Consider the following 20,059-nt stretch of genomic DNA (forward strand, 5'->3'; position numbering starts at 1 on the left):
TCAGGGAGACGCCGGCGGGTAGAGCGACCGGGGCAGCTGCGAGGCGGCCGAGGCGTCCAGCAGCCACAGGGTCCGCGCGCGTCCCCGGGCGCCCGCCGCCGGGGCCTGGACCTCACCCGCGCCCGAGAGGGCGATCGCGGCGGCCTCGGCCTTGTCCTCGCCGGCGGCGAGGAGCCAGACCTCGCGGGCGGCGCGGATCGCCGGGAGGGTCAGGGTCACCCGGGTCGGCGGCGGCTTCGGCGCGCCGTGCACGCCGACCACCGTGCGGTCCGTCTCCCGGACCGCCGGGAGCTCGGGGAAGAGCGAGGCCACGTGCGTGTCCGGGCCCACGCCCAGCATCAGGACGTCGAAGGCGGGGACGGAGGCGTGGTTCTCGGGGCCGGCCGCCCGGGCCAGTTCGTCCGCGTACGCCGCAGCCGCCGTCTCGACGTCCGCCCCGTGGGGCCCGTCCGACGCGGGCATGGCGTGCACGCGCTCGGGGTCCAGCGGGACGGAGTCCAGCAGGGCCTCGCGGGCCTGTGTCACATTGCGCTCGGGGTCGCCCTCCGGCAGGAAGCGCTCGTCCCCCCACCACAGGTCGAGCCGGCCCCAGTCGATCGCGTCCCGGGCCGGCGCGGCCGCCAGCGCGGCCAGCAGGCCGTTGCCGTTGCGGCCGCCCGTGAGGACCACGGAGGCATGGCCCCGGGAGGCCTGCGCGTCCACGATCTTCGTGATCAGACGGGCCGCGGCGGCCTGCGCCATCAGTTCCTTGTCGCGGTGCACGACCAGCTGCGGAGTGCTCACTCGGCCGCCGCCTTCCTCCCCTTGCCGGGCGCCTGCGGGACGGTCACCGGCGCCTGCGCCGCCGCTTCCCGCGCGGGAGTTTCCGCAGCGTCCTCGACAGGGGTCCCGACGGCGACCGGTTCTCCTTTGGCGGCGGGGTCCGGAAGGGAGGGCACCGGCGCCGGCGCCTCGTTCAGCCGCTCCACCCCGAACCGCAGCGCCGAGGCGTACGTGTCGTCCGGGTCCAGCCGCCGCAGCTCCTCCGCGATCAGCTCGGCCGTCTCCCGGCGCTTCAGCGCCACCGCGCGGTCCGGCTGGCCCTGGATGGAGAGCGTGGCCAGTGCGCCGTCGGCCCGGTCCAGGACGATCCGGCCGGTGTCGGTGGCCATGCGGACCGCGGTGAGACCGGGGCCGTTGGACAGCGACCGCTTGACGGGCACGGCCAGCCGGTCCGCCAGCCACATCGCCAGCAGCTCGCAGCTCGGGTTGAACTCCTCGCCCTCCACCTCGACGGCCTCCACCGAGCAGGTGACCTGGTCGAGCGCGGCGGCCAGCATCGAGCGCCAGGGCGTGATGCGGGTCCAGGACAGGTCGGTGTCGCCGGGGGTGTACGTGTCGGCGCGGGCCGTCAGCTCCCGCACCGGCTGCTCCGCGGCGTAGGTGTCGGTGACGCGGCGCTGGGCGAGGGCGCCGAGGGGGTCGTTCGCCGGGTCGAGCGGCGCGTTCACCGGCCACCAGACCACCACCGGGGCGTCCGGCAGCAGCAGCGGCAGGACCACCGACTGGGCGTGGTCGACCACCTCGCCGTACAGGCGCAGCACGACCGTCTCACCCGTGCCCGCCTCCGCGCCGACCCGCACCTCGGCGTCCAGGCGGGACGACGTGCGGTCGCGGGGGGTGCGCGAGACGCGCTTGATGACCACGAGCGTGCGCGAGGGGTGCTCGCGCGAGGCGTCGTTCGCCGCCCTCAGGGCGTCGTACGCGTTCTCCTCGTCCGTCACGATGACCAGCGTGAGCACCATGCCCACAGCCGGCGTGCCGATGGCCCGCCGGCCCTGCACCAGCGCCTTGTTGATCTTGCTGGCCGTGGTGTCCGTGAGGTCTATCTTCATGGCCGGCGCCAGCTCCGTCCCTCTCGTGCGAGCATTTCGTCCGCCTCGACGGGACCCCAGGTGCCGGACGCGTACTGCGCGGGCCTGCCGTTCGCGTCCCAGTACTGCTCGATCGGGTCGAGGATCTGCCAGGACAGCTCGACCTCCTCGGTGCGCGGGAAGAGGTTCGAGTCGCCGAGCAGCACGTCGAGGATCAGGCGCTCGTACGCCTCGGGCGAGGACTCGGTGAAGGACTCGCCGTAGGCGAAGTCCATCGACACGTCCCGGATCTCCATCGACGTGCCCGGCACCTTGGAGCCGAAGCGGACCGTGACGCCCTCGTCCGGCTGGACGCGGATGACGATCGCGTTCTTGCCGAGTTCCTCCGTCGCGGTGTGGTCGAAGGGGGAGTGCGGTGCCCGCTGGAAGACGACCGCGATCTCGGTGACCCGGCGGCCCAGGCGCTTGCCGGTGCGCAGGTAGAACGGCACGCCCGCCCACCGCCGGTTGTCGATCTCGACCTTGATGGCCGCGTAGGTGTCGGTCTTCGACTTGGGGTCGATGCCCTCCTCCTGGAGGTAGCCGACCGCCTTCTCGCCGCCCTGCCAGCCCGCCGCGTACTGCCCGCGCACGGTGTCCCGGCCCAGGTCCTTCGGCAGCCGTACGGCCCCCAGCACCTTGGTCTTCTCCGCGGCCAGCGCGTCCGCGTCGAAGGAGGCGGGCTCCTCCATGGCCGTCAGGGCCATCAGCTGCAGGAGGTGGTTCTGGATGACGTCGCGGGCGGCGCCGATGCCGTCGTAGTAGCCGGCCCGGCCGCCGATGCCGATGTCCTCGGCCATGGTGATCTGCACATGGTCCACGAAGGACCGGTTCCAGATCGGTTCGAACATCGTGTTGGCGAAGCGCAGCGCCAGGATGTTCTGGACGGTCTCCTTGCCCAGGTAGTGGTCGATGCGGAAGACCTGGTCCGGGGCGAAGACCTCGTGCACGACCTTGTTGAGCTCCTCGGCCGACCTCAGGTCGTGGCCGAAGGGCTTCTCGATGACCGCGCGCCGCCAGGAGCCGGAGCTCTGGTCGGCCAGGCCGTGCTTCTTCAGCTGCTGGATGACCACCGGGAAGGAGCGCGGCGGGACGGACAGGTAGAAGGCGAAGTTGCCGCCCGTGCCCTGTGCCTTGTCGAGCTCCTCGATCGTGGAACGCAGGCGCTCGAACGCGTCGTCGTCGTCGAAGGTGCCCTGCACGAAGCGCATCCCCTGGATGAGCTGCTGCCAGACCTCCTCGCGGAAGGGCGTGCGGGCGTGTTCCTTGACGGCGTCGTGGACCTCGGCGGCGAAGTCCTCGTGGGCCCACTCACGGCGGGCGAAGCCCACCAGCGAGAAGCCCGGCGGCAGCAGACCCCGGTTGGCGAGGTCGTACACGGCGGGCATGAGCTTCTTCCGTGACAGGTCGCCCGTGACGCCGAAGATGACCAGGCCCGACGGCCCCGCGATACGCGGGAGCCGTCGGTCGGCGGGGTCACGCAGCGGGTTGCTGCTCGACAAGATCTCAGCCCTCCGAGGGGGCGAGGCGCTCCAGCTCCGCCTCGGTCGACTTGAGCAGGTCGTTCCAGGACGCCGCGAACTTCTCGACGCCCTCGTCCTCCAGGAGCTGAACCACCTCGTTGTACGAGATCCCGAGCTTCTCGACGGCGTCGATGTCGGCGCGGGCCTGCTCGTACGTCCCGGCGATGGCGTTGCCGGTGATCGAGCCGTGCTCCTCGGTGGCCTCCAGGGTGGCCTCCGGCATGGTGTTGACCGTGTTCGGCGCGACCAGGTCGTCGACGTACAGGGTCGGCTTGTAGGCCGTGTCCTTCACACCGGTGGAGGCCCACAGCGGACGCTGCTTGCGGGCGCCCGCCTTCTCCAGCGCGCTCCAGCGGTCGGAGGGCGGCGTCGAGCGGTCGGTGGCGCCGAACACCTCCTCGTACGCCTGGTAGGCGAGGCGCGCGTTGGCGACGGCGGCCTTGCCGCGCAGCGCCTTGGCCTCGTCGGTGCCGAGCGCGTCGATCCGCTTGTCGATCTCGGTGTCCACGCGGGAGACGAAGAAGGACGCCACGGAGCGGATCTGCGACAGGTCCAGGCCGCGCTCCCTGGCCTTCTCCAGGCCGGAGAGGTAGGCGTCCATGACCTCGCGGTAGCGCTCCAGCGAGAAGATCAGCGTGACGTTGACACTGATGCCGAGGCCGATCGTCTCGGTGATCGCCGGCAGACCCGCCGGGGTGGCCGGGATCTTGATGAGCGTGTTGGGCCGGTCCACCAGCCAGGCCAGCTGCTTGGCCTCGGCGACGGTGGCCCTGGTGTTGTGCGCGAGGCGCGGGTCGACCTCGATCGACACCCGGCCGTCCTGGCCGTCGGTGGCGTCGAACACGGGGCGCAGGATGTCGGCGGCGTCCCGGACGTCCGCCGTGGTGATCATGCGGACGGCCTCTTCGACGGTGACCTTGCGGGCGGCGAGGTCGGCCAGCTGACGGTCGTAGCCGTCGCCGCCGCTGATCGCCTTCTGGAAGATCGTCGGGTTGGTGGTGACGCCCACGACGTGCTGCTGGTCGATCAGCTCGGCGAGGTTGCCGGACGTGATCCGCTTGCGCGACAGGTCGTCCAGCCAGATCGCGACGCCTTCTTCGGAGAGGCGCTTCAGTGCGTCTGTCATGGAATTACATCTCCTACGGGTCGTATATGGGCGTCAGCGCTGGGCGGCGGCGATGGATTCCCGCGCCTTGGCGGCCACGTTCTCGGCAGTGAAGCCGAACTCGCGGAAGAGGACCTTGCCGTCGGCGGAAGCACCGAAGTGCTCCAGGGAAACGATGCGGCCGGCGTCCCCGACGTACCTGTGCCAGGTCAGTCCGATACCGGCCTCGACCGCGACCCGCGCCTTCACGTTCGGCGGCAGGACGCTGTCCCGGTACCCCTGGTCCTGCTCCTCGAACCACTCCACGCACGGCATGGACACGACCCGGGTGGGCACCCCGTCGGCCTCCAGCCGCTCGCGCGCCTCGACGGCGACGTGCACCTCGGACCCGGTCGCGATCAGGACGACCTCGGGGCTGCCGTTCGACGCCTCGAAGAGGACGTAGCCGCCCTTCACCGCGTTCTCGTCGGGCTCGTACACCGGCACGCCCTGACGGGTGAGCGCCAGGCCGTGCGGGGCGCCCTTGCCGAAGACCTTGGTCCAGCGGCGCAGGATCTCGCGCCAGGCGATCGCGGTCTCGTTGGCGTCGGCGGGGCGCACGACGTTGAGACCGGGGATGGCGCGCAGCGACGCGAGGTGCTCGACCGGCTGGTGGGTCGGGCCGTCCTCGCCCAGACCGATCGAGTCGTGCGTCCACACGTACGTCACCGGCAGGTGCATCAGGGCCGACAGCCGCACGGAGTTGCGCATGTAGTCGGAGAAGACCAGGAACGTACCGCCGTAGACACGGGTGTTGCCGTGCAGGGTGATGCCGTTCATCTCCGCGGCCATGGAGTGCTCGCGGATGCCGAAGTGGATGGTGCGGCCGTACGGGTCCGCCCCGGGCAGCGGGTTGTCCGCCGGCAGGAACGAACTCGTCTTGTCGATGGTGGTGTTGTTGGAGCCCGCGAGGTCGGCGGAGCCGCCCCACAGCTCGGGGATCACGGCACCGAGGGCCTGCAGCACCTTGCCGGAGGCGGCGCGGGTGGCGATGCCCTTGCCCGGCTCGAAGACCGGGAGCTTCTCCTCCCAGCCGGCCGGCAGCTCGCCCTTGGCGATGCGGTCGAAGTCGGCCGCGCGTTCGGCGTTGTTCTGCCGCCACAGCTGGAACGACTTCTCCCACTCGGCCTTCGCCTCGCGGCCGCGCTCCTGCGCCTGCCGGGTGTGCTTGAGGACCTCGTCGGCGACCTCGAAGGTCTGGCCGGGGTCGAAGCCGAGGACGCGCTTGGTGGCCGCCACCTCGTCGTCGCCGAGCGCCGAGCCGTGCGCGGCCTCGGTGTTCTGCGCGTTCGGCGCGGGCCAGGCGATGATCGAGCGCATCGCGATGAACGACGGCCGGTCCGTCACCTGCTTCGCGGCCTCGATCGCGTTGTAGATCGCGTGCGGGTCGAGGTCCCCGTCCGGCTTCGGGGCGATGCGCTGCACGTGCCAGCCGTAGGCCTCGTACCGCTTGACGGTGTCCTCGGAGACGGCCGTCTCGGTGTCGCCCTCGATCGAGATGTGGTTGTCGTCCCACAGCAGGATCAGGTTGCCGAGCCGCTGGTGGCCGGCCATCGAGGACGCCTCGGCGGAGATGCCCTCCTGCAGGCAGCCGTCACCGGCGACGCAGAAGACGAAGTGGTCGAAGGGGGACTCGCCCTGCGGGGTGTCCGGGTCGAACAGGCCGCGCTCGTAGCGGGCGGCCATCGCCATGCCCACGGCGTTGGCGACGCCCTGGCCCAGCGGGCCGGTGGTGGTCTCGACGCCCGTCGTGTGACCGTACTCCGGGTGGCCGGGGGTCCTGGAGCCCCAGGTGCGGAAGGCCTTCAGATCGTCCAGCTCCAGGCCGAAGCCGGCCAGGTAGAGCTGTGTGTAGAGGGTCAGGGACGAGTGGCCGGCGGACAGGACGAAGCGGTCGCGGGCGACCCAGTCCGGATCGGTGGGGTCGTGCCGCATCACCTTCTGGAAGAGGGTGTACGCGGCGGGCGCCAGGCTCATCGCCGTACCCGGATGGCCGTTGCCGACCTTCTGTACGGCGTCGGCGGCCAGGACGCGGGCGGTGTCCACGGCCCGCTGGTCCAACTCGGTCCACTCGAGGTCTGTGGTGGTCGGCTTGGTGCTCACCCTGGGTCAGGGCTCCTCTCCACATGTCACGCATGTCGAATGCCGGCGCACTGGACGCCCACCGGCCGCTGTCGAGCCTACCCCCGTGAGAACGTGCATTTTTTCGAGTCATTCCAGACTGCCGGGCCCGGCGGGGATCCGCCTCCCGACCGCCTGGATCCGTGGTCGGCAACTCAATACGGAGCCGCTCCCCGGACTGCTCAATCGAGCTTCAGTACGACGTCCGGGCGCGCCCGCGCCCCGCCGGGCACGACCCCCCGCCAACACGACCCCACCCCCGCGAAGGCCGGGGTACGGGCAACGTCTAAAGTGGCGTGGTACGCGCGAGCCTTTACCGGTACTTCACATGGGCGGGGGCTCGCTGGGATGTCTCTGTAGGGGTGTGCGTGACGGCCGTCGAATCCCGTCCAGCCGGAGTGCTGGGCGAGAGCAGGACCTCGAGTCACCGGCCGTTCGGGGCCCGTGTCAAGGCGTTCGTGGCGCTGACCAAGCCGCGGATCATCGAGCTCCTGCTCATCACCACCGTGCCGGTGATGTTCCTCGCCCAGCGAGGTGTGCCGGACCTGACGCTGGTCCTGCTCACCTGCCTCGGCGGCTATCTCTCCGCGGGCGGCGCGAACGCGCTCAACATGTACATCGACCGCGACATCGACGCGCTGATGGACCGCACCTCGCAGCGTCCGCTGGTCACCGGGATGGTCAGCCCGCGCGAGTGCCTCGCCTTCGGCATCACCCTGGCGGTCGTCTCCACGCTGCTGTTCGGGCTGACCGTCAACTGGCTGTCCGCCTGGCTGTCGCTCGGAGCGCTCCTGTTCTACGTGGTCGTCTACACGATGATCCTCAAGCGCCGCACCTCGCAGAACATCGTCTGGGGCGGCATCGCGGGCTGCATGCCGGTGCTCATCGGCTGGTCGGCCGTCACCGACTCGATGTCCTGGGCGCCGGTCGTCCTCTTCCTCGTCATGTTCTTCTGGACCCCGCCGCACTACTGGCCGCTGTCCATGAAGGTCAGGGAGGACTACGCGCGCGTGGGCGTGCCCATGCTCCCGGTCATCGCCTCCAACAAGGTGGTCGCCAAGCAGATCGTCGTCTACAGCTGGGTGATGGTCGCGGTCTCCCTGCTCCTGACGCCCCTCGGCTACACCGGCTGGTTCTACACGACGGTCGCCCTGGCGGCCGGCGGCTGGTGGCTCTGGGAGGCGCACGCGCTGCAGAACCGCGCCAAGTCCGAGGTGACCGGCGGGAAGCTGAAGGAGATGCGCCTGTTCCACTGGTCCATCACCTATGTGTCGCTGCTGTTCGTGGCGGTCGCGGTGGACCCCTTCCTGCGCTGACGGCCGCTCTCGCGCGCGGGAGCGGCGCGTCCGTGACGTCCGACGGGCGGGGTGCGTGGTCAAGGCCACGCACCCCGCCCGTCGCCGTTGGATCTACCCGTCGGTAGCATCCTGGCCATGGCAGAGACAGAGCAGGTTGACCCGAAGGCCGGGCGCACGGTGGCGCGCCTCGCCCGGCAGATCAGCGCCTTCTCCAGGGCGCACGGCGGGGCGGAGGCCCAGGTGGCCTACATCGGTGAGCGCGGCGCGCGCATCGTCCTGGTCGGGGAGGACGGCGGCTGGGGCGACCTGGTGGCGCCCTCCTGCGAGCTGGCCGAGCAGGCCGTGCACAAGGCCGGCGTCACCGTCCACGAGTCCTTCGACGGCGAGTTCGCGGCCAAGGTGAGGACCGGCCCGTACGAGTGGACGCGGATGGCCGGGATCCAGCTGGGCGGTCCGAGCAACACCTGACGCCGGTTCACCCGTTAGGACGTGTGAGGAGCACAGGTCCACCGAACGGGGAGCCCGGATGATCGAAACGCCGTCCCTCGTGGACCAGTACTGCCACGGCGTACTGAAGACGGAGCTGGGCCTCGGCACCTTCGAGGCCCAGCTGGCCCGCACCGAGGGCCCGCCCGCGCCCGGCACCACCCTCTTCGACACCCAGACCGGGTTCGCGGTACGGCGCTGGTGCCCGCCGTTACTCGGCCTGGAACCGCACTGCCCGCCCGCCCGCTATCTCGCCCGGCGCCGTGAGCTCGGCGTGCCGGAGGCCGGCCGCAGACTGCTGCGCGGCAGCGGCATCACCACCTACCTGGTCGACACCGGGCTGCCCGGCGATCTGACCGGGCCGTGCGAGATGGCCTCCTCGGGGGGCGCCGAGGCCCGCGAGATCGTCCGCCTGGAACTGCTCGCGGAACAGGTCGCCGACACCTCCGGCACCGTCGAGTCCTTCCTCGCCAACCTCGCCGAGTCGGTGCACGGCGCCGCCGTGCACGCCGTCGCCTTCACCTCCGTCGCGGGTCTGCGCCACGGGCTGGCGCTCGCGCCCGAGCCGCCCGGTCCGGGGGAGGTGCGCGGTGCCGCGGCCCGCTGGCTGGGCGGCCGCGGCGTGGGCGGCGAGCTGACCGATCCCGTCCTGCTGCGGCATCTGCTGTGGATCGCGGTCGCCTCCGGTCTGCCGCTCCAGCTGCACGCGGGACTCGGCGAACCGGGCCAGCGCATCGACCGCACGGATCCGGTGCTGCTGACCGACTTCGTCCGCGCGACGGCGGGGCTCGGCACCGATCTGATCCTGCTGCACGGCTACCCGTACCACCGTCACGCCGCCCACCTCGCCGGCGTCTTCCCGCACGTCTACGCCGACTCGGGCGCCGCGCTCGTACGGACCGGGGCCCGGGCGGCGACGGTCCTCGCGGAGATCCTCGAACTCGCCCCGTTCGGCAAGATCCTCTTCTCCAGCGGCGCCCACGGCCTGCCCGAACTGCACGTGGTGGGCGCCCGCCTCTTCCGCGAGGCCCTCGGCCGCGTGCTCGGCGGCTGGGTCTCCGACGGCGCCTGGTCCCTGTCGGACGCCCAGCGGGTGGCGGGGCTGGTGGCCGCGGGCAACGCGCGCAGGGTCTACGGACTGGAGTGAGCCGGGGTGCGTATCCCCCCGGTGGCTGCCCCGGCCCCGCCCAGGACGCCCGGCCGGGCCATCCCCTCTGCCTGCGGACCGCCCCGCGTGCCGGCCCTGGCCGCCGCGGCGGGACGGCGGGTCAGACCCCGGCCCCGACCGCGGACCCGGACTGCGCGGGTCCCGGGATCTCCAGGGTGGTCTCCGGCCGCTCGCGCAGCGCCAGCAGCACCCGCAGGACCCAGATCCAGATCAGTGCCGAGCCGAGCATGTGCAGGCCGACGAGGACCTCGGGCAGGTGCGTGAAGTACTGGACGTAGCCGATGACGCCCTGGGCCAGCAGGATCAGGAACAGCTCACGGGTCCGGGCCAGCGGGCCCCTCGGCGCGTCGACCGCCTTGAGGATGAACCACAGGGCGAAGGTCAGCGTCACCACGATCCAGGCGAGCACGGCGTGCAGCTTGGCGACCGTCTCCCAGTCGATCGGGATCCGGTCGACCTCCTTGGAGTCGCCGGCGTGCGGCCCGGCGCCGGTGACCACCGTGCCGACCGCGATCAGCAGCACCGAGGCGAGGACCAGGAACCAGACCAGCTGCCGGACGGGCTTGCCGACCAGCGGACGGGGCGCGCCGTCGCCCTCGCGGGTGCGCTGCCACATCACGGCCGCGACCGCGATCAGGCCCGAGGAGAGCAGGAAGTGCGCCGCGACGGTGTAGGGGTTCAGGCCGACCAGCACCACGATCCCGCCCAGGACCGCGTTGCTCATCACGATCCAGAACTGGGCCCAGCCCAGCCGGGTCAGACCGCGCCGGTGCGGCTTCTCGGAGCGGGCCGCGACGATCGCCCAGCCGACGGCCGCGCACAGCACGTAGGTCAGCATGCGGTTGCCGAACTCGATGGCTCCGTGGATGCCCATGGCGCCGGTGGTGGTGAGCGAGGTGTCCGTGCACGTCGGCCAGGTCGGGCAGCCGAGCCCGGAACCGGTCAGCCGCACCGCCCCGCCGGTGACCACGATGATCACCGCCATGACGAGCGCGGAGAGTGCCGCGCGCCGGACCGTCCTGGGGGTGGGGGTCCAGCGGGCTGCGATGAAGGAGAGCGGGTTGCGCAGTGCCGCCAGGGCATCGGCGCGCGTCACGTTTGGCACGCGCCCCATCGTAGGCGCCCGCTTGTGCACACGTTCACGAGGGTCCATGGCACCCCTACTCCCAGCGGAAGAACCTTCCGGCCGCCGCCAGCCCCACGACGGCCCACGCGGCCAGGATCCCCAGGTCGCCCCAGGGCATGCCGGCCCCGTGCTGGAGCACCTCGCGCAGGCCGTCGGAGAGCGCCGAGATGGGCAGCAGGCCGAGCACGTCCTGGGCGCCCTGCGGGAACTTGTCCATCGGGACGATCACGCCGCCGCCCACGAGCAGCAGCAGGAAGACCAGGTTCGCGGCGGCCAGGGTCGCCTCGGCCTTCAGGGTCCCGGCCATCAGCAGTCCGAGGCCGGAGAAGGCGGCCGTGCCGGCGATCAGCAGGAGCAGCACGGCCGCGGGGTTGCCGTGCGGCGACCAGCCCAGCGCGAAGGCGATCACCGTCAGCAGGATCACCTGCATGATCTCGGTCACCAGCACCGACGCCGTCTTCGCGGTCATCAGGCCCCAGCGGGGGAGGGGGGAGGAGGCGAGGCGCTTGAGGACGGCGTAGCGGCGTTCGAAGCCGGTGGCGATGGCCTGGCCTGTGAACGCCGTCGACATCACCGCGAGCGCCAGGATGCCGGGGGTGAGGAAGTCGACGGAGCTGCCCGCGCCGGTGTCCACGATGTCGACCGAGCTGAACAGGACCAGCAGCAGCGTCGGGATCACGACCGTCAGCAGCAGCTGCTCGCCGTTGCGCAGCAGCATCTTCGTCTCGAGCGCCGTCTGCGCGCCGAGCATGCGGGTCAGGGGCGCGGCGCCGGGCTTCGGCGTGTACGTACCGGTGGCCGTGGTCACGAGCGGAGCTCCTTGCCCGTTGGTTCGGGACGGTGTCGTTGCGGGGGACGGTCCCCGGACTCCCGGCGGATGCCTGCACGGGCCCGCGTCATGACCGCAGCTCCCTGCCCGTGAGCTCCAGGAACACGTCTTCGAGGGTGTGCCGTTCGACCGAGATCTTGTCGGGCATCACGCCGTGCTGCGCGCACCAGGACGCCACCGTCGCGAGCAGCTGCGGGTCGACCTTGCCGTTCACCCGGTAGGAGCCCGGCGTCAGTTCCGCCGCCGAGCAGTCGGCGGGCAGCGCCTTGAGCAGGGAGCCGACGTCCAGCCCCGGGCGGCCGACGAAGCGCAGCGTGTTCTCGGCGCCGCCGCGGCACAGGGCCTCCGGGGAGCCCTGGGCGATGACCCGGCCGGCGTCGATGATCGCGACGTCGTCGGCGAGCTGCTCGGCCTCGTCCATGAAGTGCGTGGTGAGGATGACCGAGACGCCGTCGGCGCGCAGATCGCCGATCAGGTCCCAGGTCGCGCGGCGGGCCTGCGGGTCGAGGCCGGCGGTCGGCTCGTCCAGGAAGACCAGTTCCGGGCGGCCCACGACGGCCATCGCGAGTGCCAGCCGCTGCTGCTGCCCGCCGGAGAGCCGGCGGTAGGTCGTACGGCCGCACGAGCCGAGCCCCAGCCGCTCGATCAGGGCGTCGACGTCCAGCGGGCTCGCGTGCAGCCTGGCCACGTGCCGCAGCATCTCGTCCGCCCGCGCGCCCGAGTACACGCCGCCGGACTGCAGCATCACGCCGATGCGGGGGTGCAGCCGGCGGGCCTGGCGCACCGGGTCGAGGCCGAGCACGCGCACCGTTCCGGAGTCCGGCCTGCGGTATCCCTCGCAGGTCTCCACGGTGGTCGACTTGCCCGCGCCGTTCGGGCCGAGTACGGCGGTCACGCCCGCCTGGGCCACCAGGTCGAGGCCGTCCACAGCGGTTTTCGTGCCGTACCGCTTCACCAGGGCCTGAACCTGGACCACGGGCTCACTTCGCATGGGCCCGAGTCTAGGGAGGGCGTCCCCCGTTCCGTCGGGTGGGTGCAAGATCTCCACCGGACGGGGCGAACCGGCGGCCGGCGGCGGGTTTCCGCCGGCCCGGCCCCCCCGCTTCGGCGCGGTGGGGCGGCTGTGCCGTGAGGGGCGGGAGCGCCGGTCGGAGGGCGTGCGGGAGGGGACGGGGAGCCGCCGCGCGCGCCGTCGCGGGACGGCCTGCCCGATCGATCAAAGATCGTTTCCGCAGGTCAGATTAGGTATACCTAAGTGACGTAGGGCACCGCCCGTCCGGACGGACGCCGCTTGCCCGCTCCTGAGGAATTACGCAACAATGGCGTTGTGAAAAACGTCGGCGAGGCTCGGGAGACCCCCGCGGGGGCCCCTCAGGAGGAGTTCGCGACCGGTGAGCGCTCGACGCGCAACCGGGTCGCGCGTTCCATCCTGGACCACGGGCCGTCCACCGCCGCCGTGCTGGCCGGCCGGCTGGGCCTGACCCAGGCCGCCGTCCGCAGGCATCTCGACGCACTGGTCGCCGACGACGTCGTGGAAGCCCGGGAGCAGCGGGTCTACGGAGCCCGCGGCCGAGGCCGCCCGGCGAAGGTCTTCGCGCTCACCGACTGCGGCCGCGACGCCTTCGACCAGTCGTACGACAAGCTCGCCGCGGACGCCCTGCGCTGGATCCAGGAGCGCTTCGGCGGGGACGAGGCGATCGTCGCCTTCGCGCGCGCGAGGATCGCCGAGCAGGCCGGCGCCTACCGCGAGGCGATCGAGGCCGCCGACCCCGAGGAGCGCACGGAAGCCCTGGCCAAGGCGCTGAGCGCGGACGGGTACGCTGCTACGGCGCGCAGCGCACCGGTCGGCGAGCAGCTGTGCCAGCACCACTGCCCCGTCGCCCATGTCGCGGAGAAGTTCCCCCAGCTCTGCGAGGCGGAGACCGAGATCTTCTCCCAGCTGCTGGGAACCCACGTACAGCGACTGGCGACCATCGCGCACGGTGACGGCGTCTGCACGACGTTCATCCCCAAGATTTCCCCACAGACCGATCTGCACAGTCACAACGCATCCGCAAGCACGGCCGGGAGGAACCCCGCATGACTCTCCCCATCGAGGAGACCGCCCACCCCGAGCTCGAAGGCCTGGGCAAGTACGAATACGGCTGGGCGGACTCCGACGAGGCCGGTGCCGCAGCGAAGCGCGGCCTGAACGAGGACGTGGTCCGCGACATCTCCGGCAAGAAGTCCGAGCCGGAGTGGATGACCAAGCTGCGTCTCAAGGGCCTCCGGCTGTTCGAGAAGAAGCCCATGCCGAACTGGGGCTCGGACCTGTCGGGCATCGACTTCGACAACATCAAGTACTTCGTACGCTCCACGGAGAAGCAGGCGGAGTCCTGGGAGGACCTGCCCGAGGACATCAAGAACACGTACGACAAGCTCGGCATCCCGGAGGCGGAGAAGCAGCGCCTCGTCGCGGGCGTCGCGGCCCAGTACGAGTCGGAGGTCGTCTACCACCAGATCCGCGAGGACCTGGAGGAGCAGGGCGTCATCTTCCTCGACACCGACACCGCGCTCAAGGAGCACCCGGAGCTCTTCAAGGAGTACTTCGGCACGGTCATCCCGGCCGGTGACAACAAGTTCGCCGCGCTGAACACGGCCGTGTGGTCCGGCGGTTCCTTCATCTACGTGCCGAAGGGCGTGCACGTCGAGATCCCGCTCCAGGCCTACTTCCGCATCAACACGGAGAACATGGGCCAGTTCGAGCGGACCCTGATCATCGTCGACGAGGGTGCCTACGTGCACTACGTCGAGGGCTGCACCGCCCCGATCTACAAGTCGGACTCGCTGCACTCCGCGGTCGTCGAGATCATCGTCAAGAAGAACGCCCGCTGCCGCTACACGACCATCCAGAACTGGTCGAACAACGTCTACAACCTGGTCACCAAGCGCGCCGTGGCCTACGAGGGCGCGACCATGGAGTGGGTCGACGGCAACATCGGCTCCAAGGTGACGATGAAGTACCCGGCCGTCTACCTGATGGGCGAGCACGCCAAGGGCGAGACCCTCTCCATCGCCTTCGCGGGCGAGGGCCAGCACCAGGACGCCGGCGCCAAGATGGTCCACATGGCCCCGAACACGTCCTCCAACATCGTCTCCAAGTCGGTGGCGCGAGGCGGCGGCCGCACCTCCTACCGCGGTCTCATCGAGATCGGCGAGGGCGCCCCGGGCTCGAAGTCGAACGTGCTGTGCGACGCGCTGCTCGTCGACACCATCTCCCGCTCGGACACCTACCCGTACGTCGACGTCCGTGAGGACGACGTCTCCATGGGCCACGAGGCGACCGTCTCCAAGGTCTCCGAGGACCAGCTCTTCTATCTGATGAGCCGTGGTCTGAGCGAGGACGAGGCCATGGCGATGATCGTGCGCGGCTTCGTCGAGCCGATCGCCAAGGAACTGCCGATGGAGTACGCGCTGGAGCTCAACCGGCTGATCGAGCTGCAGATGGAGGGCGCGGTCGGCTGACCGCCCACCGCCCTTCCCATCAAGCCACTTACGCAAGAAAGCGAGCATGACGACAGCCATGGCCGAGGCCCAGAACCCCTCCCCCCTCGCATCCGGTCGCGCGGGGGGACCGCCACCCGTGGGATCCACCACCGCGGGCTCGATCGCGGTCGCCGCCGAGTCGACCGTCGCCACGCGCATGAGCGCGCCCCCGTCCTTCGACGTGGCGGACTTCCCGGTCCCGCACGGTCGTGAGGAGGAGTGGCGGTTCACGCCGCTGGAGCGTCTGCGCGGGCTGCACGACGGCACCGCCGCCACCGGCGAGGGCGTGAAGGTCGAGGTGGAGGCTCCCGAGGGCGTCATCGTCGAGACCGTCGGGCGCGACGACGCGCGGCTCGGCAGGGCGGGCACCCCGGTCGACCGCGTCGCCGCCCAGGCCTACTCCGCGTTCGAGAAGGCCGGCGTGGTCACCGTCCCCAAGGAGACGGTCCTCACCGAGCCCATCCGTATCGCCGTGCACGGCGAGGGCGGGACCGCCTACGGCCACCAGGTCGTCGAGCTGGGCGCCTTCGCCGAGGCCGTCGTCGTCATCGACCACACCGGTGACGCGGTGCTCGCGGCCAACGTCGACTACCTCGTCGGCGACGGCGCCAAGCTGACCGTCGTCTCGGTCCAGGACTGGGACGACAAGGCCGTGCACGTGGCCCAGCACAACGCCCTCGTCGGCCGGGACGCGAGCTTCAAGTCCGTGGTCGTCACCTTCGGCGGCGACGTCGTCCGCCTGCACCCGCGCGTGTCCTACGCCGGCACCGGCGGCGAGGCCGAGCTGTTCGGCCTGTACTTCACCGACCGGGGCCAGCACCAGGAGCACCGCCTGCTGGTCGACCACAACACCCCGCACTGCAAGTCGAACGTCGTCTACAAGGGCGCGCTCCAGGGCGACGACGCGCACGCCGTGTGGATCGGCGACGTCCTCATCGAGGCCAAGGCCGAGGGCACGGACACCTACGAGATGAACCGCAACCTCGTCCTCACGGACGGCGCCCGGGTCGACTCGGTGCCCAACCTGGAGATCGAGACCGGTGAGATCGTCGGCGCCGGCCACGCGAGCGCCACCGGCCGCTTCGACGACGAGCAGCTCTTCTACCTGATGGCCCGCGGCATCCCGGAGTTCGAGGCCCGCCGCCTGGTGGTCCGCGGCTTCTTCGCCGAGCTGGTCCAGCAGATCGGCGTCCCGGACATCGAGGAGCGCCTCATCGCCAAGATCGAAGAGGAGCTGGAGGCGTCGGTCGCATGACAGCGTCGTCCACGTTCCTGCGCGTCTGCGGGCTGAGCGAGCTGGAGGAGGACACCCCGAAGCGGGTGGAACTCGACGGCACGCCGGTCTCGGTCGTGAAGACCGAGGGGGAGGTGTTCGCCATCCACGACGTCTGCTCGCACGCGAACGTCTCGCTCTCCGAGGGCGAGGTGGAGGACTGCCAGATCGAGTGCTGGCTGCACGGCTCCAGCTTCGACCTGCGCACCGGCAAGCCCTCCGGCCTGCCCGCGACGCGCCCCGTCCCCGTATACCCCGTAAAGATCGAAGGGGACGACGTGCTCGTCTCCCTCAACCAGGAGTCCTGAGGCACCCATGGCAACGCTTGAAATCCGAGACCTGCGCGTCACCGTCGAGGCCGACAACGCCACGAAGGAGATCCTCAAGGGCGTCGACCTCACCGTGAAGCAGGGCGAGACGCACGCCATCATGGGCCCCAACGGCTCCGGCAAGTCGACCCTCGCCTACTCGCTCGCGGGGCACCCGAAGTACACGATCACCGGCGGCACCGTCACCCTCGACGGCGAGGACGTCCTGGAGATGTCCGTCGACGAGCGCGCCCGCGCGGGCCTGTTCCTGGCGATGCAGTACCCGGTCGAGGTCCCGGGTGTCTCCGTGTCGAACTTCCTGCGCACGTCCGCCACCGCCGTCCGCGGCGAGGCCCCCAAGCTGCGCACCTGGGTGAAGGAGGTCAAGGAGGCCATGGAGCGCCTCAACATGGACTCCTCATTCGCCGAGCGCAACGTCAACGAGGGGTTCTCCGGCGGTGAGAAGAAGCGCCACGAGATCCTCCAGCTGGAGCTGCTCAAGCCGAAGATCGCGATCCTGGACGAGACCGACTCCGGCCTCGACGTCGACGCGCTGCGCGTCGTCTCCGAGGGCGTCAACCGCGTCCGCGAGACCGGCGAGGTCGGCACCCTGCTGATCACGCACTACACGCGCATCCTGCGCTACATCAAGCCCGACCACGTGCACGTCTTCGCGGGCGGCAGGATCGTGGAGTCCGGCGGCCCCGAGCTGGCCGACAAGCTGGAGGCCGAGGGCTACGAGGCATACACGAAGGGTGGCGTATCCGCGTGACACAGCTGCCGGGCCTCCTCACTGAGTCCAGTCTTCTGGGCGAGGCGATCCGCAAGGACTTCCCCATTCTGGACCGGCAGGTCCACGACGGGCGGAAGCTCGTGTATCTGGACAACGCGGCGACCTCGCAGAAGCCGCGCCAGGTGCTCGACGCCCTGAACGAGTACTACGAGCGCTACAACGCCAACGTCCACCGCGGTGTGCATGTGCTCGCCGAGGAGGCCACGGCGCTGTACGAGGGCGCGCGCGACAAGGTCGCGTCGTTCATCAACGCGCCGAGCCGCGACGAGGTGATCTTCACCAAGAACGCCTCCGAGTCGCTCAACCTCGTGGCGAACATGCTCGGCTGGGCCGACGAGCCCTACCGGGTCGACTCCGAGACCGAGATCGTCATCACGGAGATGGAGCACCACTCCAACATCGTGCCGTGGCAGCTGCTGTCGCAGCGCACGGGCGCGAAGCTGAAGTGGTTCGGCCTCACCGACGACGGCCGCCTCGACCTGTCCAACATCGACGAGATCATCACGGAGAAGACGAAGATCGTCTCCTTCGTGCTGGTGTCCAACATCCTGGGCACGGTCAACCCGGTCGAGACGATAATCCGCCGCGCCCAGGAGGTCGGTGCCCTCGTCTGCATCGACGCCTCGCAGGCGGCGCCCCACATGCCGCTGGACGTCCAGGCCCTGCAGGCCGACTTCGTGGCGTTCACCGGCCACAAGATGTGCGGCCCGACCGGCATCGGTGTCCTGTGGGGCCGCCAGGAGCTGCTGGAGGACCTGCCTCCGTTCCTCGGCGGCGGCGAGATGATCGAGACCGTGTCGATGCACTCCTCGACGTACGCACCGGCTCCGCACAAGTTCGAGGCGGGCACCCCGCCGATCGCGCAGGCGGTCGGCCTCGGCGCGGCGATCGACTACCTGAGCGCCATCGGCATGGACAAGATCCTCGCCCATGAGCACGCGATCACCGAGTACGCGGTGAAGCGGCTGGCCGAGGTCCCCGACCTGAGGATCATCGGGCCGGCCACGGCCGAGGACCGCGGCGCGGCGATCTCCTTCACCCTCGGGGACATCCATCCGCACGACGTGGGCCAGGTCCTGGACGAGCAGGGCATCGCGGTGCGCGTCGGCCACCACTGCGCGCGGCCGGTCTGCCTGCGCTACGGAATTCCTGCGACCACCCGGGCGTCGTTCTATCTGTACTCCACGCCTGCCGAGATCGACGCGCTGGTCGACGGGCTGGAGCACGTACGGAACTTCTTCGGCTGACGGGACGGGACGAGCGATCGCATGAAGCTGGACTCGATGTACCAGGAAGTCATCCTGGACCACTACAAGAACCCGCACGGGCGTGGTCTCAGGGACGGCGACGCCGAGGTGCACCACGTGAACCCGACGTGCGGTGACGAGATCACCCTCCGCGTGAAGTACGACGGCACGAGGATCGAGGACGTCTCGTACGAGGGCCAGGGCTGCTCCATCAGCCAGGCCTCCGCCTCGGTGCTGAACGACCTGCTGGTCGGCAAGGACCTGACGGACGCGCAGAAGATCCAGGAGACCTTCCTGGAGCTGATGCAGTCCAAGGGAAAGATCGAGCCCGACGACGCGATGGAGGAGGTGCTGGAGGACGCGGTCGCGTTCGCCGGCGTCTCCAAGTACCCGGCCCGGGTCAAGTGCGCCCTCCTGAGCTGGATGGCGTGGAAGGACGCGACGGCCCAGGTGCTGGGCGGAGCCGACGCCGAAAGGAAGACGGCATGAGCGAGACCGTTGAATTGAAGCCGGCCTCGGAGGAGGAGATCCGCGAGGCGCTGTACGACGTCGTCGACCCCGAGCTGGGCATCGACGTGGTCAACCTCGGGCTGATCTACGGCATTCACATCGACGACGCGAACATCGCGACGATCGACATGACCCTGACCTCCGCGGCCTGCCCGCTCACGGACGTCATCGAGGACCAGGCCAAGTCCGCCACGGACGGCCTCGTCAACGAGCTGCGCATCAACTGGGTCTGGATGCCCCCGTGGGGCCCGGACAAGATCACCGACGACGGTCGGGAGCAGCTCCGGGCGCTGGGCTTCAACGTCTGAGTGCCGCTGTACGCAGGGGAACGGCCATATCTTTACGGGTATGGCCGTTTCGCTGCATCACCTCGTCGTCGACGCCCGCGACCTGCCCGGGCTCGCCCGCTTCTGGTGCCGGGTGCTGGACTGGCAGGTCCTCTCGGAGAAGCCGCGTGAAGTCGTCATCGGGCCGGACGAGTCCGCCGCGACCGGCATCTGCTTCATGCCGGTGAGCGAGCCGAAGACCGTCAAGAACCGGCTGCACTTCGACCTCGCCCCCGACGACCAGGACGCCGAGGTGGAGCGCATCCTCGCCCTGGGGGCGCGGCGCGTCGACATCGGGCAGGGGAGCGGAGCCGGCTGGGTGGTGCTGGCCGACCCGGAGGGCAACGAGTTCTGCGTGCTGCGCCCGAAGGCGTCCCTGATCGCCTTCCGCGACGCCTAGAAGGCTCATGAAGATCTTGGGGTTCTGGCCCCGCCGCGTGAGCGGCGGGGCCAGACTCGTTTTGTGGTGATGGGGGAATGGGCCGGGGAG

Annotated in this window: 20 protein-coding genes; 12 read left to right on the plus strand and 8 right to left on the minus strand. The window is 70.5% G+C overall.

Annotated elements, in window-relative coordinates; translation table 11 throughout:
• From pgl to tkt, 5 genes are read right to left on the minus strand one after another with little or no spacing between them, the layout of a single operon-like run.
• On the minus strand, positions 1 to 783 hold the full coding sequence (gene pgl, locus ACIRPX_RS26520) for a 6-phosphogluconolactonase (protein WP_404199350.1): 783 nt from the start codon (positions 781 to 783) through the stop codon (positions 1 to 3).
• Positions 780 to 1,874, minus strand: coding sequence for a glucose-6-phosphate dehydrogenase assembly protein OpcA (gene opcA, locus ACIRPX_RS26525; protein WP_404199353.1), 1,095 nt, complete (start codon positions 1,872 to 1,874; stop codon positions 780 to 782). The genes pgl and opcA overlap by 4 nt, the downstream gene beginning before the upstream one ends.
• Entirely contained in the window at positions 1,871 to 3,397 is a 1,527-nt protein-coding gene (gene zwf / locus ACIRPX_RS26530) for a glucose-6-phosphate dehydrogenase (RefSeq protein WP_404199403.1), read from the minus strand. The genes opcA and zwf overlap by 4 nt, the downstream gene beginning before the upstream one ends.
• Position 3,398: 1 nt before the next feature.
• Positions 3,399 to 4,541, minus strand: a complete 1,143-nt coding sequence (gene tal / locus ACIRPX_RS26535) for a transaldolase (protein ID WP_404199356.1) — start codon at positions 4,539 to 4,541, stop codon at positions 3,399 to 3,401.
• Positions 4,542 to 4,574: 33 nt separating this feature from the next.
• Positions 4,575 to 6,662, minus strand: coding sequence for a transketolase (gene tkt, locus ACIRPX_RS26540; protein ID WP_404199359.1), 2,088 nt, complete (start codon positions 6,660 to 6,662; stop codon positions 4,575 to 4,577).
• A gap of 380 nt (positions 6,663 to 7,042) precedes the next feature.
• On the opposite strand from tkt, the gene ACIRPX_RS26545 reads away from it, so the two are divergent.
• The 3 genes from ACIRPX_RS26545 (at position 7,043) to ACIRPX_RS26555 (ending at position 9,611) form a co-directional block, all read left to right on the plus strand.
• On the plus strand, positions 7,043 to 7,996 hold the full coding sequence (locus ACIRPX_RS26545; protein ID WP_404199361.1) for a heme o synthase: 954 nt from the start codon (positions 7,043 to 7,045) through the stop codon (positions 7,994 to 7,996).
• Between the two features lie 117 nt (positions 7,997 to 8,113).
• Positions 8,114 to 8,446 (plus strand): hypothetical protein, encoded by a 333-nt coding sequence (locus ACIRPX_RS26550; RefSeq protein ID WP_404199363.1) that lies wholly within the window; start codon positions 8,114 to 8,116, stop codon positions 8,444 to 8,446.
• Between the two features lie 58 nt (positions 8,447 to 8,504).
• Positions 8,505 to 9,611 (plus strand): amidohydrolase family protein, encoded by a 1,107-nt coding sequence (locus ACIRPX_RS26555; protein ID WP_404199366.1) that lies wholly within the window; start codon positions 8,505 to 8,507, stop codon positions 9,609 to 9,611.
• Between the two features lie 121 nt (positions 9,612 to 9,732).
• On the opposite strand, the gene ACIRPX_RS26560 is transcribed toward ACIRPX_RS26555, so the two are convergent.
• The 3 genes from ACIRPX_RS26560 to ACIRPX_RS26570 all read right to left on the minus strand — a co-directional run bounded on the left by ACIRPX_RS26560 (position 9,733) and on the right by ACIRPX_RS26570 (position 12,578).
• Positions 9,733 to 10,746, minus strand: coding sequence for a heme A synthase (locus ACIRPX_RS26560; RefSeq protein WP_404199368.1), 1,014 nt, complete (start codon positions 10,744 to 10,746; stop codon positions 9,733 to 9,735).
• A gap of 46 nt (positions 10,747 to 10,792) precedes the next feature.
• Positions 10,793 to 11,509 carry an ABC transporter permease gene (locus ACIRPX_RS26565; protein WP_404199406.1) on the minus strand — a complete coding sequence of 239 codons (717 nt, stop codon included), beginning with the start codon at positions 11,507 to 11,509 and terminating at the stop codon, positions 10,793 to 10,795.
• Positions 11,510 to 11,654: 145 nt separating this feature from the next.
• Positions 11,655 to 12,578, minus strand: a complete 924-nt coding sequence (locus ACIRPX_RS26570) for an ABC transporter ATP-binding protein (RefSeq protein WP_404199371.1) — start codon at positions 12,576 to 12,578, stop codon at positions 11,655 to 11,657.
• Positions 12,579 to 12,914: 336 nt separating this feature from the next.
• On the opposite strand from ACIRPX_RS26570, the gene ACIRPX_RS26575 reads away from it, so the two are divergent.
• Genes ACIRPX_RS26575 through ACIRPX_RS26615 form a run of 9 tightly spaced genes read left to right on the plus strand, consistent with a single transcriptional unit; the run spans position 12,915 to position 19,969 of the window.
• The gene (locus tag ACIRPX_RS26575; RefSeq protein ID WP_404199373.1) at positions 12,915 to 13,670 is read left to right on the plus strand and encodes a helix-turn-helix transcriptional regulator; all 756 of its coding nucleotides are present in this window, start codon (positions 12,915 to 12,917) and stop codon (positions 13,668 to 13,670) included.
• Positions 13,667 to 15,091: a Fe-S cluster assembly protein SufB gene (sufB, locus tag ACIRPX_RS26580; RefSeq protein WP_404199375.1), complete on the plus strand. Its 1,425-nt coding sequence runs from the start codon at positions 13,667 to 13,669 to the stop codon at positions 15,089 to 15,091. Before ACIRPX_RS26575 ends, sufB begins: the two co-directional genes overlap by 4 nt.
• A gap of 58 nt (positions 15,092 to 15,149) precedes the next feature.
• On the plus strand, positions 15,150 to 16,367 hold the full coding sequence (gene sufD / locus ACIRPX_RS26585) for a Fe-S cluster assembly protein SufD (RefSeq protein ID WP_404199409.1): 1,218 nt from the start codon (positions 15,150 to 15,152) through the stop codon (positions 16,365 to 16,367).
• On the plus strand, positions 16,364 to 16,693 hold the full coding sequence (locus ACIRPX_RS26590; protein ID WP_404199378.1) for a bifunctional 3-phenylpropionate/cinnamic acid dioxygenase ferredoxin subunit: 330 nt from the start codon (positions 16,364 to 16,366) through the stop codon (positions 16,691 to 16,693). The genes sufD and ACIRPX_RS26590 overlap by 4 nt, the downstream gene beginning before the upstream one ends.
• A gap of 7 nt (positions 16,694 to 16,700) precedes the next feature.
• Positions 16,701 to 17,465, plus strand: a complete 765-nt coding sequence (gene sufC, locus ACIRPX_RS26595) for a Fe-S cluster assembly ATPase SufC (protein ID WP_404199380.1) — start codon at positions 16,701 to 16,703, stop codon at positions 17,463 to 17,465.
• Positions 17,462 to 18,733, plus strand: coding sequence for a cysteine desulfurase (locus ACIRPX_RS26600; protein WP_404199383.1), 1,272 nt, complete (start codon positions 17,462 to 17,464; stop codon positions 18,731 to 18,733). The genes sufC and ACIRPX_RS26600 overlap by 4 nt, the downstream gene beginning before the upstream one ends.
• A 21-nt stretch (positions 18,734 to 18,754) precedes the next feature.
• On the plus strand, positions 18,755 to 19,222 hold the full coding sequence (gene sufU / locus ACIRPX_RS26605; protein ID WP_404199385.1) for a Fe-S cluster assembly sulfur transfer protein SufU: 468 nt from the start codon (positions 18,755 to 18,757) through the stop codon (positions 19,220 to 19,222).
• Positions 19,219 to 19,551 carry a metal-sulfur cluster assembly factor gene (locus ACIRPX_RS26610; protein ID WP_404199387.1) on the plus strand — a complete coding sequence of 111 codons (333 nt, stop codon included), beginning with the start codon at positions 19,219 to 19,221 and terminating at the stop codon, positions 19,549 to 19,551. Before sufU ends, ACIRPX_RS26610 begins: the two co-directional genes overlap by 4 nt.
• 40 nt (positions 19,552 to 19,591) lie before the next feature.
• Positions 19,592 to 19,969 (plus strand): VOC family protein, encoded by a 378-nt coding sequence (locus tag ACIRPX_RS26615; RefSeq protein ID WP_404199389.1) that lies wholly within the window; start codon positions 19,592 to 19,594, stop codon positions 19,967 to 19,969.
• Positions 19,970 to 20,059 lie beyond the last annotated feature (90 nt).

This window comes from Streptomyces sp. NPDC101225 (assembly GCF_044767585.1).
Lineage (GTDB): Bacteria > Actinomycetota > Actinomycetes > Streptomycetales > Streptomycetaceae > Streptomyces.

Excerpts from the sequence above, each read along its gene's own strand:
- opcA (WP_404199353.1), bottom strand. The coding sequence starts at position 1,874 with ATGAAGATAGACCTCACGGACACCACGGCCAGCAAGATCAACAAGGCG.
- tal (WP_404199356.1), bottom strand. The coding sequence starts at position 4,541 with ATGACAGACGCACTGAAGCGCCTCTCCGAAGAAGGCGTCGCGATCTGG.
- ACIRPX_RS26550 (WP_404199363.1), top strand. The coding sequence starts at position 8,114 with ATGGCAGAGACAGAGCAGGTTGACCCGAAGGCCGGGCGCACGGTGGCG.
- ACIRPX_RS26555 (WP_404199366.1), top strand. The coding sequence starts at position 8,505 with ATGATCGAAACGCCGTCCCTCGTGGACCAGTACTGCCACGGCGTACTG.
- ACIRPX_RS26560 (WP_404199368.1), bottom strand. The coding sequence starts at position 10,746 with ATGGGGCGCGTGCCAAACGTGACGCGCGCCGATGCCCTGGCGGCACTG.
- ACIRPX_RS26565 (WP_404199406.1), bottom strand. The coding sequence starts at position 11,509 with ATGCTCGGCGCGCAGACGGCGCTCGAGACGAAGATGCTGCTGCGCAAC.
- ACIRPX_RS26570 (WP_404199371.1), bottom strand. The coding sequence starts at position 12,578 with ATGCGAAGTGAGCCCGTGGTCCAGGTTCAGGCCCTGGTGAAGCGGTAC.
- sufB (WP_404199375.1), top strand. The coding sequence starts at position 13,667 with ATGACTCTCCCCATCGAGGAGACCGCCCACCCCGAGCTCGAAGGCCTG.
- sufD (WP_404199409.1), top strand. The coding sequence starts at position 15,150 with ATGGCCGAGGCCCAGAACCCCTCCCCCCTCGCATCCGGTCGCGCGGGG.
- ACIRPX_RS26590 (WP_404199378.1), top strand. The coding sequence starts at position 16,364 with ATGACAGCGTCGTCCACGTTCCTGCGCGTCTGCGGGCTGAGCGAGCTG.
- sufC (WP_404199380.1), top strand. The coding sequence starts at position 16,701 with ATGGCAACGCTTGAAATCCGAGACCTGCGCGTCACCGTCGAGGCCGAC.
- sufU (WP_404199385.1), top strand. The coding sequence starts at position 18,755 with ATGAAGCTGGACTCGATGTACCAGGAAGTCATCCTGGACCACTACAAG.
- ACIRPX_RS26610 (WP_404199387.1), top strand. The coding sequence starts at position 19,219 with ATGAGCGAGACCGTTGAATTGAAGCCGGCCTCGGAGGAGGAGATCCGC.
- ACIRPX_RS26615 (WP_404199389.1), top strand. The coding sequence starts at position 19,592 with ATGGCCGTTTCGCTGCATCACCTCGTCGTCGACGCCCGCGACCTGCCC.